The sequence below is a fragment of the Micromonospora sp. NPDC047187 genome (assembly GCF_040643355.1).
Classification (GTDB): Bacteria; Actinomycetota; Actinomycetes; order Mycobacteriales; family Micromonosporaceae; genus Micromonospora; species Micromonospora salmantinae.
In genome coordinates this window covers 209,776-224,348 of sequence record NZ_JBEYUF010000005.1, presented here as the reverse complement: position 1 = coordinate 224,348, position 14,573 = coordinate 209,776, and the positions used below count along the sequence as shown (strand labels likewise).

Below are 14,573 nucleotides of genomic sequence, written 5' to 3'. Positions count from 1 at the left end.
TGCCTCCTCATCCTCACGCGTCGACCTGCTGTCCGGCTCACGCGTCGACCTGCTGTCCGGGCCCACCGTCGAGCACCACCTCGACCCCGGTGCGTACCGGCGCGGCGCTCAGCCGACCGGACGGTGCGGGCCCCCCGGGCACGGGGTGGACGACCGCCGGGTCGGCGACCGCCGCCAGCGCGACGGGCAACTCCTGTTCGAGGTATTCGCAGAGCAGATGACTGGTCACCAGGTGCAGCTCCTGGACGACCTGGGTGTCCGGGGACGCGACGGCCAGCACGTCGTCGCAGGCGTCGGCGAGCGGATTGGGGGCGACGCCGGTGAGCGCCCAGGTGGTCACCCCGACGTCGCGGGCCGCCTGCGCGGCGGCGACCAGGTTGGGGCTGGTTCCGCTGGTGCTCAGCAACAGCAGGATGTCGCCCGCGCGGCCGTGGGCGCGCACCTGGCGGGCGTACACGTCGGTGTAGCCGTAGTCGTTGGCGATGGCGGTGAGCGCGCTCGTCTCGGCGTGCAGCGCGATCGCGGACAGCGGCTGACGGTCGTCGTGCAGCTTGCCGACCAGCTCGGCGGTGAGGTGCTGGGCTTCGGCGGCGCTGCCACCGTTGCCGGCCACCAGCAGCCGACCCCCGGCGGCCAACCGGTGGGCCAGGTCCGCGCCCCAGCGCGCCAGCTGGCGCTCACACCGTCGGTACGGCACCAGCGCCGCCGCGAGATTCGTCAGGTGGGTGTCGAGCAGGCTGCCCGTCGGCATCAGGCCACCACCCGGGTCGGCCGGCGCACGGCGGCCACCTCGCTGTAGACCTCGACCAGCCGCTCGGCGGTGGCCGCCCACGAGTACCGCTCGCGGGCCCGCTCACGCGCCGCCGTCGCGTACGCGAAACGCCTGATCCGGTCGTCGAGCAACCCCTGGATCGCGGTCGCCAGCGCGCGCGGGTCCCGGGCCGGCACGAGGTCACCTGTCGTCCCGTCGACAACCGTGTCCCGGATGCCGCCCACGGCCGTGCCGACGACCGGCACCCCACAGGCCATCGCCTCCAGCGGGGTCAACCCGAACGGCTCGTACCAGGGCGCCGCCACCAGCAGGTCCGCCGAGCGGTACCAGCGGCCCATCTCCTCCCGGGGCACCGCGCCGACCAGGTGCACCCGGTCGGCCACCCCGCACGACTCCGCGAGGGCCCGCAGCCGGCGGGCGTACGGGTCGGTCTCCAACAGCCCCTCGGGTGGGCCGCCGACGACCACGCACTCGGCGTCCGGGACCAGCGCCATCGCGCGGATCACGGTCTGGAAGCCCTTGCGCTCGACCAGCCGACCCACTGTGAGGATGCGGGCTCGTCCGGGTTCCCGGTCGGCGGCCGGCCCGAGCGGGGCGAAGGTGGCGAGGTTGACCCCGGACGGCACCACTGTCATCCGGGACCGGGGCACACCCATCCGGACCAGCTCGCCCACCTCGTCGCGGCACTGCGCGACGATCCGGTCCACCGAGCGGCCCAGCTCCCGCTCGTAGGAGACGCGTCGGGCCGGGCTGGTGTCCTGCACCCCCTGGTAGCGACGCTTCACAGTGCCCAGCGCGTGGTACGTCTGCACCACCGGCACCCCGGTCTGCCTACCGGCGGTCAGCCCGGCCAGTCCGCTCATCCAGAAGTGCGCGTGGATCACCTCGGGCACCCAGTCGCCGCCGCGCCACCGCTCGATCAGCCAGTTGCTGAACTCCCGCATGTGCGGCAGCAGCGCGTCCTTTGCCACCGGCTCGGCCGGGCCGGCCGGCACGTGCACCACGTCGTACCCGTCCGGGCTGCGGACGGTCACCGGCAGGTCGGGCGCGTCGCGGCGGGTGTAGACCCGCACGTCGTGCCCGGCGGCGGCGAGCGCTGCGGACAGCTCCGCGACGTGCGTGTTCTGGCCGCCGGCGTCCTCCCCTCCGAGGACGGCGAGCGGGCTGGCGTGCTCCGAGATCATCGCGATCCGCATACTTCCTCCTCCAGCAGCCGGTCCCAGTCAGCGAGGAAACGGTCGAGGCCGTACCTGTCGCGCGCGGCGGTTCGCGCCGCCGCTCCGGCCTGGCGCGCGGTAGCCGGTTCGGCGATGAACCGGCGGGCGGCGTCGAGCAGGGTGTCGGTCCGGGTGGCGAGCGCCCCCGCCTCCGGGGGCACCGCCATCACCGCCTCGGTGGTGGCGAGCGCGACGACCGGCATGCCGATCGACATCGCCTCGATGAGGCTGAGCCCGAGGGAGGTCCACCGGCACAGGTGCAGGTACGCCCGCCGCCGGGCCAGTTCGGTGTGCATCCGCTCCTGGGGCACGTCGTCGTGGCTGGTGAGCCGGTCGGCGGGCAGCCCGAGGTGGTCGGCCAGGCCGGCGACGCCCATGCCGAACACATCCAGCGGCGCGATCTCGGCGAACTGTGGCAGCAGGTCGGTGCCGGTGACCCGACCTCGCCGTACCGGCTCGTTGATCACCACGGCGAGCCGGTCCAACTCGCCCGTGTAGGACGCGGAGGGGGCGACGATGCCGTGGTCGACCACTGTGGTGCGCGTGGCGCCGGTGTCCCAGAAGATCTGGTTGAACCCGGTGACGTGGGCGATGAGCAGGTCGTCGCGGTCAGCCATCGGGTGGCGGGTGTTCGGCACGTCGCCCTTGGGGGTGTTGTGCTCGACGTAGATCGCGGGAAGGTCGCGGCCGGGGCGGCGACCAAGCCACTGCTCGGCCCGGTCGATCTCCTCGGGGCGTTGCAGGATGACCAGGTCGACGTCAGCGCTCGGCAACTCCTCCGGGCTGACCTCGACCGCGCTGTCCGGCCACGGGTAGGTGCGGGCCCGGCCGAGGCCGTACGGGCCGCGGTCGGGTGTGGTGGGAATCAGGTAGCGATGGCTACCGTGCACGAACGACGTGGTCCAGGAGCCGTGCACGTGCCAGAGCAGGATGTTCATCGGCCGCCACCACCGCTGACGGCGAGGGTCCGGAGCGCGTCGACCACGTCGCCCGGGTCGACGCCACTGAGGCAGGGGTGCCCGGGGACCGGGCAACTGGCCGCCCGGGTGTCCCGGCAGGGAGCGGCGGCGTCGCCGAGGCGGACGGTGGGCACCCGGTAGGGCCCCCACTGGCCGAACGGGACGGTCGGCGCGAACAGACTCACCACCGGCACACCCGCGGCGGCCGCGAGATGCGCGGGCCCGGTGTTGCCGACCACTACCGCGCTGGCGTCCGCGACGATCGCGGCCAGCCCGGCCAGGTCGGTGCGGCCGCCCAGGTCGGTGCCGCCGGCCGCGGCGACCCGGGCGGTGACCGCGCGCTCGTCCGGGCCGCCGGTGACCAGCACCCGGTGCCCGGCGTCGGCCAGCGCCCCGACGATCCGGGTGGCCACCTCGGGCGGGCAGGCCCGGCTCGACGCGGCCGACCCGGGGTGCAGCACCACGTACCCGGGATCGCCGAGGTCGGCCGGGCGCGGCGGCACGGCGTCCCGGCGGAGCCGCAGGACCGGTTCGTCGCCGTCGGGCAGCCGGTGGCCGGCGGCGGCGGCCAGCGAGAGGGCGCGTTCGGGTTCGGGGACGCCCACCGGCACCCGGTGCCGGATGTCCAGCAGCGAGCCCGGATAGTCGTCGCTGATCGCCGCGATCCGGTCGATCCCGGCCATCCGCAACAGCAGGGCCAGCGGCAGGGCGGACTGGTGGAACGAGGTGAACACCACCGCCTGGTCCGCGCCGACCGCGCCCAGTCGCGCGGACAGGCTCCGCATGGCGTCCGGGTCGACCGGCCCCGGCGCGGGGTCGATCCACGGCAGCGGATGCTCGATGATCTCGTCGACGCCGGGCAACAGGTTGGCGGCGGCCCGACCGCGTGGCCCGCACAGCAGCACCACCCGCTCCGCTCCGGCCGCGACGGCGCGGATCGCCGGGCCGGTGACCAGCACGTCACCCGCCGAATCCGAGCGGACCACGAGCGCCGTCCGTACCGGTTCGGTGGGCGGGTTCGAGGGCTGCACGGCCTGTTGGCGGCGCAGGATCTCCGCCACCGCCGCCGGCAGATCGGTGGCCACCCACCCGGCGGCGGCGACCTCCTCCGGCCGGGTCACCGGGGTGGGCACCAGCACCCCCGCGGCCCCGGCGGCCATGGCGGCGCCGACGTCCCGGCCGATGTCGCCCACGAGTACGCAGCGGGACGGCGTCGTGCCCAGCTCGCGGGCGGCGGCGTACACCAGACCCGGCGCCGGCTTGCGGCAGTCACAGCCGTCGGCGTCGTCGTGCGGGCAGACCAGCCACGCGTCGAAACGGCCCAGCAGTTCCTCGACGCGGGCGTGCACCGCCCGCATCTGCTCACCGGTGAAGTAACCCCTGGCCAGGCCCGACTGATTCGTGACGACCGCCAGCCGCAACCCGGCCGCGCGCAGCCGGTCCAGCGCCGCCCGCGCGCCCGGCACCGGCCGCACCTTCTCCGGGTCGCCGTTGTACGGCACGTCCTCGATCAGGGTGCCGTCGCGGTCCAGCAGGACCGCGTCGTAGAGCACCGCTCGAGGGCTTGCGACAGACCCCGAACCGGCGCGGTCAGCAGCGGCGTACACCTGGGCTGACCTGCGCTGATACGGATCCTCCTGGTCCTGTCGCACAGCCGGCGGGTTCCCTGCGCCCCGAGGAGTAAACGTCGTCGTCGAGGGGGTGGGCCAGCGCCGCCAGCGGTGCCCCGGGTCGGCCTTACCCGCCGTCCGAGAGAAGCTAACCCGGTCAACTGTTAGCCAGTGCCGTGCTCCGGGTATGGGATCCCGGTGGCGATTGTGGAGAAAGTGATAGACGCTTCCCCGCAGCAGGTGTTCGACGTGCTCGCGGACGGATGGACGTACAGCGACTGGGTGGTCGGCACTGCCCACGTGCGGGACGTGGACGACACCTGGCCCCGGGTGGGCAGCCAACTGCACCACCGTGCCGGGCCGTGGCCGCTCTCCTTGCAGGACGCCTCGACGGTGCTGGTCTGCGAGCCGCCGCATCGGCTCGTGCTCAAGGCCGGGCTCTGGCCGGCGGGCGAGGCGATAGTGGCCTTCACCCTGGAGCCGGTGGGCGACGGCGCCACCCGGGTACGCCTCGGCGAGGACTTCGCGGCGGGCCCGCTGCGGTGGGTCCACAACAAGATCAACGATCTGGTGCTGCACCGGCGTAACCGGGAGACGCTGGCCCGCCTCTCCGACATCGCCACCCGACAGAAGGGGTCACCGTGACCCGGACCGTCGTGGTGACCGGCGCGAGCGCCGGCGTGGGCCGGGCCGTCGCCCACGCGTACGCGGCGCGCGGCGCCCGGCTGGCGCTGCTGGCTCGGGGCGAGGCGGGTCTGGCCGCCGCCGAGCGGGAGTGCCGACTGCGCGGCGCGACCGAGGTGCGGGTGTACCGGGTCGACGTGGCCGACGCGGGCGCGGTGCAGCAGGCCGCCGACGACGTGGTGCACCGCTGGGGCGGCATCGACGTGTGGATCAACAACGCGATGGCGTCGGTGTTCGCGCCGGCGTGGGAGATTCCGGCGCGTGAGTTCCGTCGGGTCACCGAGGTCACCTACCTGGGCACTGTGCACGGCACCCTCGCCGCGCTGCGGCACATGCGGGCGCACGGGCGGGGCACGATCGTGCAGGTGGGCTCGGCGTTGGCCTACCGGGGGATCCCACTCCAGTCGGCGTACTGCGCGAGCAAGCACGCCGTCCAGGGGTTCAACGACTCGCTGCGCGCCGAGCTGCTGCACGACTGCCCGGGGGTGAAGTTGTCGATGGTGCAGCTGCCGGCGGTCAACACGCCGCAGTTCTCCTGGGTCCGCACCCGGCTCCCCCGGCATCCGCAGCCGGTGCCGCCGATCTTCACTCCGGAGCTGGCCGCCCGAGCCATCGTCTGGGCCGCCGACCGCGGCACCAGGGAGCTGAACGTGGGTGGCCCGACCTGGCGGGCCCGGGTGGGCGACGCCCTGTTCCCCGGCCTGCTGGACCGGAAACTCGCGCGCGACGGCTACGACAGCCAGCAGACCGGCGAGAAGATCGATCCAGCGACCTGGCGGGACAATCTGGATCACCCCGGCGATGCGGACACGGACCGGGGCACCACCGGTGTGTTCCGCGAACAGGCGCATGACCGTTCCGCGGCGCTCTGGGTCGGCACGCACAAACCGGCGCTCTCCGGTGTCGCGCTCGCCGTCGCGGCGCTCGCCCTCAGCGCTGTCGCTCGCCGTCGGCGCTGACCAAAACAAGCCTCTGACCAGGGCTTCAACGCCCGCGCGCGGTAGCGACGAGGGTTCGCAACGCCCGGAAGGGGTGCCTCCCTCGGACCGAATCCGGGAACTAGATACCCTTTCCATGACCCTTGTCCGCAAACCGAGGATGACCGACATGATCAAGCCGGTGCAGTTGCCGTCGCCGTGGCGGGACGCACGCCTGACCGTCGTCGTGCCCACGTACAACGAGGCGGGCAACCTCCCGACGCTGGTCGAGCGACTGCTCGCGCTGCCACTGCCGGGGCTGCGCATCCTCGTCGCCGACGACAACTCCCCCGACGGCACCGGGGAGGTGGCCGACAAGCTGGCCATCGAGCACCCCGACCGGGTCGAGGTCGTGCACCGCGCCGGCAAGGAGGGCCTCGGCCGGGCGTACGTGGACGGGATGACCCGGGCGATCGAGGGCGGCGCCGAGTACGTGGCGCAGATGGACGCCGACCTCTCGCACCCGCCCGAGGCGCTGCCGGGGATGCTCGGCGCGCTGCTCTCCACCCAGGCCAGCGTGGTGATCGGTTCCCGGTACGTGCCCGGCGGCGAGCTGGACGAGAACTGGCCGCTCTACCGCCGGGCGCTCAGCGGCTGGGCCAACCTCTACGTGCACACCCTGCTGCGGGTACGCATCCGGGACCTCACCGCCGGCTTCAAGATCTGGCAGGCCGAAGCCCTGCGCGACATCGACCTGGAGCGGGTGCAGTCCAACGGCTACAGCTTCCAGGTGGAGATGCACTACCTCGCGACCAAGCTGGGGCACACCATCCTGGAGGTGCCGATCCGCTTCGAGGAGCGGCGCGACGGCGTCTCCAAGATGACCACCGCGACCAAGGTGGAGAGCGCGCTCATGCCCTTCCGTCTCCGCAGCAAACACCGCAACATCACCCGCTAACAGCGAGGTGGAGGGCCGGGCGGTTAGTCGGGGTAGATGGCGCGGTGGGCGGTGGAGATGGCTGCGGCGTAGGCGCGGCCGGTGAGCGCGCGGTCACGGGCCAGCGCGGCGCGGGCCGCGTTCGCGCCCGGTGCGCCGTGCACGCCGCCACCGGGGTGCGCCGACGCGCTGGCCAGGAAGAGCCGGTCCACCGGGGTGTCCGCCCGGCCCAGGCCAGGGATCGGACGCAGGAAGAGCTGCTGGTACGCCGCGGCGGTCCCGCCGCCGAGCGTGCCACCGACCAGGCTCGGGTTGCCCTTCTCCAGGTCGGCCGGTCCGGCCACGTGTCGGCCCACGATCAGGCTTCGGAAACCCGGGGCCGCCGCCTCCAGCACGTCCTCCATCCGCTGCACGTGCCCGGCGACCTCCTCGGCCCGCCAGTTCCGCCGGAACGGCAGATGGGTGTACGACCAGAGCGACTCGGTGCCCGGCGGGGAGTGACTCGGGTCCGCCACCGACATCTGCCCGACCAGCAGGAACGGGTCGCGGGGCAGCTCGCCACGGGCCAGCTCACTGGCGTAGTGGGTGAGCCCGTTCAGGTCCGCGCCGAGGTGCACGGTGCCGGCCCCGGCCAACTGCCGGTTCGTCCAGGGCACCGGCGCGGAGAGCGCCCAGTCCACCTTCAGCGTGGAGCCGTCCCACCGGAAGTGCGCCAGGTCCTCCACGAGCCGGGACGGCAGCGCCGCCGCGCCGACCAGGTCGAGGTAGAGCGCCGGCGCCGGCACGTCGGCGAGCACGGCCCGCCGGGCCCGCCACAGCGCGCCGCCGACGGTCCGGACCCCCATCGCCCGGCCCCGGGCGGTGAGCACCCGGTCGGCCCGGGCACCGTAGATGATCGTCCCGCCGCGCCCCTGTAGCCGATCCACCAGCGCGTTGGTGATCTGCTGCGCGCCGCCGTCGGGCACCGGCCAGCCGACCTGCTGGCCGAGCATGGCCAGCAGCCAGCCGTACACCCCGGAGCCGGCCTCCTCCGGGGAGAGGTCGGTGTGCAGGGCGCAGCCGGCCAGCAGGGCCGGCCCGCCGGGACCGTCGAAGAGTTCGTCGCCAAGTTTGCGGACCGGTACCACGAGCCGGCGCGCGAGTCGCAGCGCACCGGCGACGCGCAACCGACGCAGCAGGCCCAGCCCGCCGCGTACCGGCGGGAACGGCGAGGTGATCGCCTCCAGCATCGGCTCGGCCACGTCGAGCCAGTCGGTGTACGCGTTGAGCCAGCGCTTACCGTCGCCGGGGGCGAACTGCTCCAGCGAGGCGGCCGTGACGTCCGGATCCCGATTGATCACCGCGGCTCGACCGTCCGGCAGCAGGTGCGCCAGCACGTCCGGCGAGTGCCGCCAGGACAGCCCGTGTCGGCCCAGGTCCAGGCCGCCCAGCACCGGTGAGGCGTACCCGAGGGGGTAGAACGAGCTGTAGAGGTCGCTCAGGTAGCCGGGCGCGGTGACCTCGGCGGAGCGGACGGCGCCGCCGGGCACCGCTGTCGCCTCCAGCACCACCACGTCCCAGCCGGCGTCGGCCAGCAGGTTGGCCGCCACCAGGCCGTTGTGCCCGGCGCCGACGACGACGGCGTCCGCGCTCTGCGCGGTGGTGGTTGTCATCGGATCCGCCTACCCGGCGCGCAACCGGGCGAAACGCGTTTGCCTCGTCGAGGCCGGGGCATCCAACGCCGCATGTACACGGTTGCGCAGCTGGTGGGCGGGGTGTGGGGTGCGGGCGGCGACGGCGGCGAACTGGTCGTGCGTGATCCGGCGGACGACGCGCCGGTGAGCACGGTGCCGGTGGCCACTGCCGACGAGGTGGGCAAGGCGACCCAGGCGGCCCGCAACGCGGCGTCCCAGTGGGCGGCGACCGCGCCGGCGGAACGGGCGGCGGCGCTGCACCGGGCCGCGGACGCGGTGGAGGCGGTCGTCGAGGAGTTGGCGGCGGCGGTCACCGCGGAGATGGGCAAGCCGTTGGCGGACGCGCGCGGCGGCGTCGAGGCGGGAATCGGCACCCTGCGACAGTATGCGGAACTGGCGCCGCTGCGCGGCGGGCGCACGCTGAACGGCGAGACCGACGCGCTGGACTTCCTGACCCCGCAGCCTCGCGGGGTGGTCGCGGCGATCACCCCCTGGAACGACCCGGTGGCGGTCTCCTGTGGACTGCTCGGCGCCGCCCTGGTGACCGGGAACGCGGTGCTCTACAAGCCGAGCGAACGGACACCGGCGACGGGTTGGCTGCTGGCCCGGGCACTGGACCAGGCGCTGCCGGCCGGGGTGTTGTCGCTGCTCACCGGAGGCCCGGAGGTGGGTGCGGCGCTGGCGGCGCAGGACGTCGACGTGGTGGCCCACGTGGGTTCCACAGCGACCGGGCGGGCGATCGCCGCCGCGGCGGCCCGGACCGGCGCGAAGGTGCTCCTCGAGAACGGCGGCAGTGACCCGTTGATCGTGGACGCGGGCGTGGACCCGGAGTGGGCGGCGGAGCAGGCCGCGCTCGGCGCGTTCGCCAACGCCGGGCAGATCTGCGTGGCGGTGGAGCGGCTCTACGTGCACCGGGAGGTGGCCGACGACTTCGTGGCCGCGCTGGTGAGGCGCGCCGGAGCACTGCGGGTCGGGCCGGGTCGGGACCCGGGCACCGAGCTGGGCCCGCTGGTCGACCGGCGGCACCGGGACCACGTGCACGGGCAGGTGGCGGCCGCGGTGGCGGACGGCGCGCGGATTCGGGTGGGCGGCGAGGTGCCGGACGGGCCGGGGGCGTTCTACCCGGCCACCGTTGTCACCGACTGCCGCCACGACATGCCGCTGGTGCGGGAGGAGACCTTCGGGCCGGTCGCCCCGGTGGTGGTCGTCGACTCGTTCGACGAGGCGCTGCGCTGCGCTGCGGACTCCCCGTACGGGCTGGCCGCCACGGTGTTGACCTCGTCGATGAGTCACGCGCAGCGGGCGTGGCGGGAGCTGCCGGTAGGCACGGTCAAGGTCAACGCGGTGTTCGGGGGGGCGCCGGGGGGTGCCGCGCATCCGCGCCGGGGCAGCGGGCAGGGCTTCGGGTACGGCCCGGAGTTGCTGGACGAGTTCACCGCCACGAAGGCGGTGCACATCGAGGCGCCGGGGGGCGGGCACTGGTGAACGGCGCGGGCGGACGCAGGGGTGGCGCGCCCGCCCGTACCGCGTCGGTTGTGCTCCGGTGCGGCAGCGGTCAGTCGCCGCGGGCCTTGCGGGTGGCGCGGTCGTTGGCCTTCTCGATGGCCGTGACCAGCTCCGGTTTGGTCATGCTGGACCGCCCGGGCACGTCGAGTTTGCGGGCCACCGACATCAGGTGGTCCTTTGTGGCGTTGGCGTCCACGCCACCAGCGGTGGGAGCCCGTCGCTCCGGCCCGCCACCGGCGGCCTGCTGGTCGCTGGGGCCCTTGCGGCCCTTCGGCTCCCAGTGGTCGCCCACCTTCTCGAACTGATGTTTCACGGCGGCGAAGGCGGTACGGTGCGACCGCTCCCCCTCGCCGTAGGTCTCGACTGCCGAGTCGTGCGTCTTCTCCCAGGTGCGCTGCGCCTTCTCCGGGGAGCGTCGCAGCGTGCTGGGCAGGTCTTCGCGCCCGGGCATCTCGTCCTCCTCCGTGTCGACACTGTCACTGTGTCGGTTCCCCGGTGACCGGGCGGCAAACCATAGCGATGCCGGCCGGGCAACGGGTGGGTTTGTCGATTTCACCATCCGGGTACCGCCGGGCCAGGCCAGACCGGACGACCGGTCATCCGGTGGCCGGGGCGCAGGGAGCGGGCATGACGACCACGGAGCCCGGTACGACGCTCGACGGCACACCGGGCACCCGGGTGCCCCGACGGATGCGGCAGTTGAGCTGGCGGACCTGGCGCGGGGTGCTGGTCCGCAGCGTGCAGAACTTCGTCAACGACAACTGCGCCGACTGGGCTGCCGCGCTGACCTACTACGGGGTGCTGGCGCTCTTTCCGTCCGCCATCGTGGTGGTGGCGCTGGTCGGTCTGGTCTCCGACGGGGAGCGGACCCTCGACACGGTGGTCGACCTGGCCAACCAGGTGGGCGCCGGTTCGGTGCTGACCAACGACGAGGGCGGCGTGGTCGGGGTGATCCGGACCGTGGTGCTCGACCAGAGCAACCCCAAGCTGCTGCTGAGCTTCGGCCTGCTCGGCGCGCTGTGGTCCGCGTCGGGTTTCATCGGCGCGTTCACCCGCGCCTCCAATGCCGTCTACGGGGTGACCGAGGGCCGCCCGGTATGGAAGCTTCGGCCGCTACAGATCGGCCTGGCGGCGGTCACCCTGGTGCTGCTCGCGGTGGTCGCCCTCGGCCTGATCGTCAGTGGGCCGGTCACCGATGCGGTCGGCGACCTGATCAACGCCGGCGGCCTGGCCCGCACGACGTGGAGCGTGGCGAAGTGGCCAGTCCTCGCCATGATCATGATGGTGCTGCTGTCCCTGCTGTTCTGGATCGCGCCGAACGTGCGCCAGCCCCGGTTCCGCTGGCTCACGCCGGGCGGCGCGGTGGCCCTGATCTCCTGGGCGGCGGCCTCCTTCGGCTTCGGCCTCTACGTGGCCAACTTCGGCTCGTACAACACCACCTACGGCAGCCTCGGGGCGGCCATCGCGTTCCTGGTCTGGCTCTACCTGTCCAACTCGGCGCTGATGCTGGGTGTGCAGATCAACTCCGAGGTGCAACGCGGGCGGCAGTTGCAGGCCGGCGACCCGGACCCGGACGAGCCGGTGCTACCGCCCCGCAAGCCCGCCGACGAGTGAGCCCCGTTCGGCCGCGGTGTCCGGTTCGCCGCCGGGCCGAGGGCCGGTTCGTGGCCCGGTGCCGGTTTATCGGGTGGGGTGCCGGGTAGCGCAGAAGGCATGGAGCGTGGCAACAGCAAGCACGGACCGAGGATCGACGAACAGATGAGTCAGGAGGTCAGCGGTCTCGTACAGGGGCCGGGGACCGGTGGCTCTCGGGTCGACGAGTCGCGGGTGCCGGAACCGGCTGGCGAGGACCAGCCGGAGACGACCACCGCCCCGGCCGGCGACCTGCGCACCGGCACCCCGCAGGGCATGAGCTCTACGGACGTCGAGCAGCGCAGCCGGCTCGGCCGGTTCATCTCGATGAGCGCGCTGCCGGGCGACCGTCTGGTGCTCATTGCCAGCGCCCGTGAGAACGAGGCGCCGGACGACATCGTGGCGGCGCTGGAACGGCTGCCCGAGGGCACCGTCTACCAGACGGTCTCCGAGGTGTGGGCGGCGCTGGGCAACAAGAACGAGACAACTCGCTGGTGACCAGGATCGCCCCCGATCCGGCAATCCACCGGCGGCTGAAGGAGGTTCCCCGATGAGTGGCGTTACCGAACATGTGGACGTGTCCGTACCCGTACGCACCGCGTACGACCAGTGGACGCAGTTCGAGGAGTTCCCCGAGTTCATGGAGGGTGTGCAGGAGGTCCGGCAGCTCTCCGACACGATGACCCACTGGACGGTGGACATCGCCGGGGTGAAGCGCGAGTTCGACGCCGAGATCACCGAACAGCTCCCCGACGAGCGGGTCGCCTGGCGCTCCACCGGCGGCACCCAGCAGGCCGGCGTGGTGACCTTCCACCGGCTCGACGAGGACAAGACCCGGGTCACCCTGCAGCTCGAGTTCGAGCCGCACGGCGTGGTCGAGCAGGCCGGCGACAAGCTCGGCATCGTCGACCGACGGGCCAAGGGCGACCTGGAGCGGTTCAAGACCTACATCGAGCGGCGTGGTCAGGAGACCGGCGCCTGGCGCGGGCAGGTGGACCGTCCGCAGCCCTGACCTGAGCAGTGACACCGATGGCCGCCGGAATCCCGGCGGCCATCGCCGTATCCGAGCCCGTTTGCGATCATCACGCCCGGGTACGGCTGAAGGTATGACCGACGACAACATCAGGGTGTGGCGGGACGAGGAGCGGCTTCCGTTGGAGGAGTTGGAGCGCGCGGTGTCGGGCTCCAGCCTCGACGGGCAGGCCGACGACGTGACGGGTAACGACGCCGGCGAGGAGGCCGCGTTCGGGCACGGACCGGCCGCGTCGGACCGAGACGGTACGGTCCGGGGCAACAGCCGGGAGGACACCGACCCGCAGCGCGCCTACCGCCCGTCCACCACCGGCCGTACCGGGCCCGACGTCTGAGGATCGCTTCCGGGCTGGGCGGGCACCGCCGGCACGGGAGGCGTGGCAGCCGGCCGGCGCGCGCCCCACTCGTAGAGCGCGATCAGCGCCAGCGCGAGCACCAGCAGGGCCGAGCCCAGCACCTGCACCGACGTGTTGCCGATCAGCACGCCCAGCCCGGCCGGGACGAGCGCCGCGCCGACCCCTGCGGCACCGATCTGGAGGCCGATGGCGCGGTCCGCGTGCGCCGCGCCGACCCGGTCGGCGGTGGTGAGGGTGAGCAGCGGAAAAACCGGTGCGGCGGCGAACCCGACAACGACCAGGCCGAGCACCGCCAGGACGGCCGGCCCGGGAACGGCGATCAGGGCCGCGCCGACGGCCATTCCGGCCAGGCTCGCGCGCAACACCAACCCCGCTCCCAGGCGCTCGGCCACCAGACCCTGCACGACCCGACCGACGAACAGACTGCCCCAGTACGCGGAGACGCAGCCGCCGGCCAACGCCGCACTGAGCCCGCGCCCCTCGGTCAGCAGCAGGAACGCCCACAGCCCGGCGGACACCTCGATCGCCACGTACAGCACGAAGGCGAGCGTCCCCGACCAGACCGCCGGCAGCCGCAGCGTGTCCCGAACCGGAACCTGGACTGTCGACGCCGGCCCGGAATCCGTGGCGGCGGGCATGCCCTGGACAGCCGCACCCGCCTCGGTGCCGGCCGGCGCGGCACGGCGCCAGGCCCGAACGGTGAGCGCGAACGCGGCGGCGAGGACGAGTTGGGCGGCGGCCACGATGCCGTACCCCCAGCGCCAGGCGAGCCCGGCGCTCAGCACCGCGGTCATGATCAGCGGACCGATGGCCACGCCGAGGCCGAAGAAGGCGTGCAACCAGTTCATGTGGCGGGGCCCGAAGGCCCCGGCGGCGTACGCGTTGAGCCCGGAGTCGACAGCGCCGGAGCCGAGCCCGAGCAGCAGCGCACAGCCCACCAGCACCGCCAGCACGGGGCTCACCGAGTAACCGGTCAACGCCAGGCTGGCCAGCAGGGTGCTGCCGGCGAGCAGGGCGCCCACGCCGACCCGGGCCAGCGTGAAGCCGGCCAGCACGCTGGAGGTGAGATAGCCGACGGTGCCGGCGGTGAGCACCCACCCGACGGCCTCGGTCGGTACGTCGAAGTCGCCCCGGATCGAGGGCCAGCTGACGCCGAGCAGGCCGTCGGGCAGGCCGAGACTGACGAACGCGAGGTAGGACAGCAGGAGCAGTGCGGCGCGGGGACGCGCGGGCGCGGTGGACACGAGACACCATCCTGCCGCAGGGGCACCCTAGCGC

Annotated in this window: 15 protein-coding genes; 8 read left to right on the top strand and 7 right to left on the bottom strand. The window is 73.4% G+C overall.

Translation table 11 applies throughout. From position 1 onward, the window contains the following. Positions 1–37: 37 nt before the first annotated feature. From ABZ794_RS12075 to ABZ794_RS12060, 4 genes are read right to left on the bottom strand one after another with little or no spacing between them, the layout of a single operon-like run. The gene (locus ABZ794_RS12075) at positions 38–754 is read right to left on the bottom strand and encodes an SIS domain-containing protein (RefSeq protein WP_357515607.1); all 717 of its coding nucleotides are present in this window, start codon (positions 752–754) and stop codon (positions 38–40) included. After that, positions 751–1,968 carry a glycosyltransferase gene (locus ABZ794_RS12070; RefSeq protein ID WP_210785228.1) on the bottom strand — a complete coding sequence of 406 codons (1,218 nt, stop codon included), beginning with the start codon at positions 1,966–1,968 and terminating at the stop codon, positions 751–753. The genes ABZ794_RS12075 and ABZ794_RS12070 overlap by 4 nt, the downstream gene beginning before the upstream one ends. Continuing rightward, positions 1,953–2,927: a glycosyltransferase gene (locus ABZ794_RS12065; RefSeq protein WP_210785229.1), complete on the bottom strand. Its 975-nt coding sequence runs from the start codon at positions 2,925–2,927 to the stop codon at positions 1,953–1,955. The genes ABZ794_RS12070 and ABZ794_RS12065 overlap by 16 nt, the downstream gene beginning before the upstream one ends. Continuing rightward, the gene (locus ABZ794_RS12060) at positions 2,924–4,600 is read right to left on the bottom strand and encodes an HAD-IIIA family hydrolase (protein ID WP_357515494.1); all 1,677 of its coding nucleotides are present in this window, start codon (positions 4,598–4,600) and stop codon (positions 2,924–2,926) included. Before ABZ794_RS12060 ends, ABZ794_RS12065 begins: the two co-directional genes overlap by 4 nt. A 174-nt stretch (positions 4,601–4,774) precedes the next feature. Between ABZ794_RS12060 and ABZ794_RS12055 the strand changes: the two genes are divergently transcribed. From ABZ794_RS12055 to ABZ794_RS12045, 3 genes are all read left to right on the top strand, one after another. Beyond that, positions 4,775–5,203: an SRPBCC family protein gene (locus ABZ794_RS12055; RefSeq protein ID WP_307850602.1), complete on the top strand. Its 429-nt coding sequence runs from the start codon at positions 4,775–4,777 to the stop codon at positions 5,201–5,203. Further along, complete coding sequence (locus tag ABZ794_RS12050; RefSeq protein WP_238688462.1) at positions 5,200–6,201, top strand: SDR family oxidoreductase; 1,002 nt, start codon at positions 5,200–5,202, stop codon at positions 6,199–6,201. The genes ABZ794_RS12055 and ABZ794_RS12050 overlap by 4 nt, the downstream gene beginning before the upstream one ends. 148 nt (positions 6,202–6,349) lie before the next feature. Continuing rightward, complete coding sequence (locus ABZ794_RS12045; RefSeq protein WP_210785233.1) at positions 6,350–7,117, top strand: polyprenol monophosphomannose synthase; 768 nt, start codon at positions 6,350–6,352, stop codon at positions 7,115–7,117. A gap of 23 nt (positions 7,118–7,140) precedes the next feature. Here ABZ794_RS12045 and ABZ794_RS12040 read toward each other — a convergent pair whose 3' ends face one another. Further along, positions 7,141–8,748 (bottom strand): NAD(P)/FAD-dependent oxidoreductase, encoded by a 1,608-nt coding sequence (locus ABZ794_RS12040; protein ID WP_357515491.1) that lies wholly within the window; start codon positions 8,746–8,748, stop codon positions 7,141–7,143. A 72-nt stretch (positions 8,749–8,820) separates the two neighbouring features. Between ABZ794_RS12040 and ABZ794_RS12035 the strand changes: the two genes are divergently transcribed. Next, positions 8,821–10,254, top strand: a complete 1,434-nt coding sequence (locus tag ABZ794_RS12035; protein WP_357515489.1) for an aldehyde dehydrogenase family protein — start codon at positions 8,821–8,823, stop codon at positions 10,252–10,254. A gap of 70 nt (positions 10,255–10,324) precedes the next feature. On the opposite strand, the gene ABZ794_RS12030 is transcribed toward ABZ794_RS12035, so the two are convergent. Beyond that, positions 10,325–10,726, bottom strand: a complete 402-nt coding sequence (locus ABZ794_RS12030; RefSeq protein ID WP_210785235.1) for a ChaB family protein — start codon at positions 10,724–10,726, stop codon at positions 10,325–10,327. A 176-nt stretch (positions 10,727–10,902) separates the two neighbouring features. Here ABZ794_RS12030 and ABZ794_RS12025 point away from each other — a divergent pair, with 176 nt between their 5' ends. From ABZ794_RS12025 to ABZ794_RS12010, 4 genes are all read left to right on the top strand, one after another. After that, a complete protein-coding gene (locus ABZ794_RS12025; RefSeq protein ID WP_357515488.1) occupies positions 10,903–11,889 on the top strand; it encodes a YihY/virulence factor BrkB family protein in 987 nt (328 codons plus the stop codon). A 99-nt stretch (positions 11,890–11,988) separates the two neighbouring features. Then, on the top strand, positions 11,989–12,405 hold the full coding sequence (locus ABZ794_RS12020; RefSeq protein WP_088947320.1) for a DUF2795 domain-containing protein: 417 nt from the start codon (positions 11,989–11,991) through the stop codon (positions 12,403–12,405). A 52-nt stretch (positions 12,406–12,457) separates the two neighbouring features. After that, positions 12,458–12,919 (top strand): SRPBCC family protein, encoded by a 462-nt coding sequence (locus ABZ794_RS12015; RefSeq protein WP_030334984.1) that lies wholly within the window; start codon positions 12,458–12,460, stop codon positions 12,917–12,919. 94 nt (positions 12,920–13,013) lie between these two features. After that, complete coding sequence (locus ABZ794_RS12010) at positions 13,014–13,274, top strand: hypothetical protein (RefSeq protein WP_210787341.1); 261 nt, start codon at positions 13,014–13,016, stop codon at positions 13,272–13,274. Here the strand turns inward: ABZ794_RS12010 and ABZ794_RS12005 are convergent. Then, entirely contained in the window at positions 13,232–14,539 is a 1,308-nt protein-coding gene (locus ABZ794_RS12005) for an MFS transporter (RefSeq protein ID WP_210787343.1), read from the bottom strand. The genes ABZ794_RS12010 and ABZ794_RS12005 overlap by 43 nt on opposite strands. Positions 14,540–14,573: the final 34 nt, after the last annotated feature.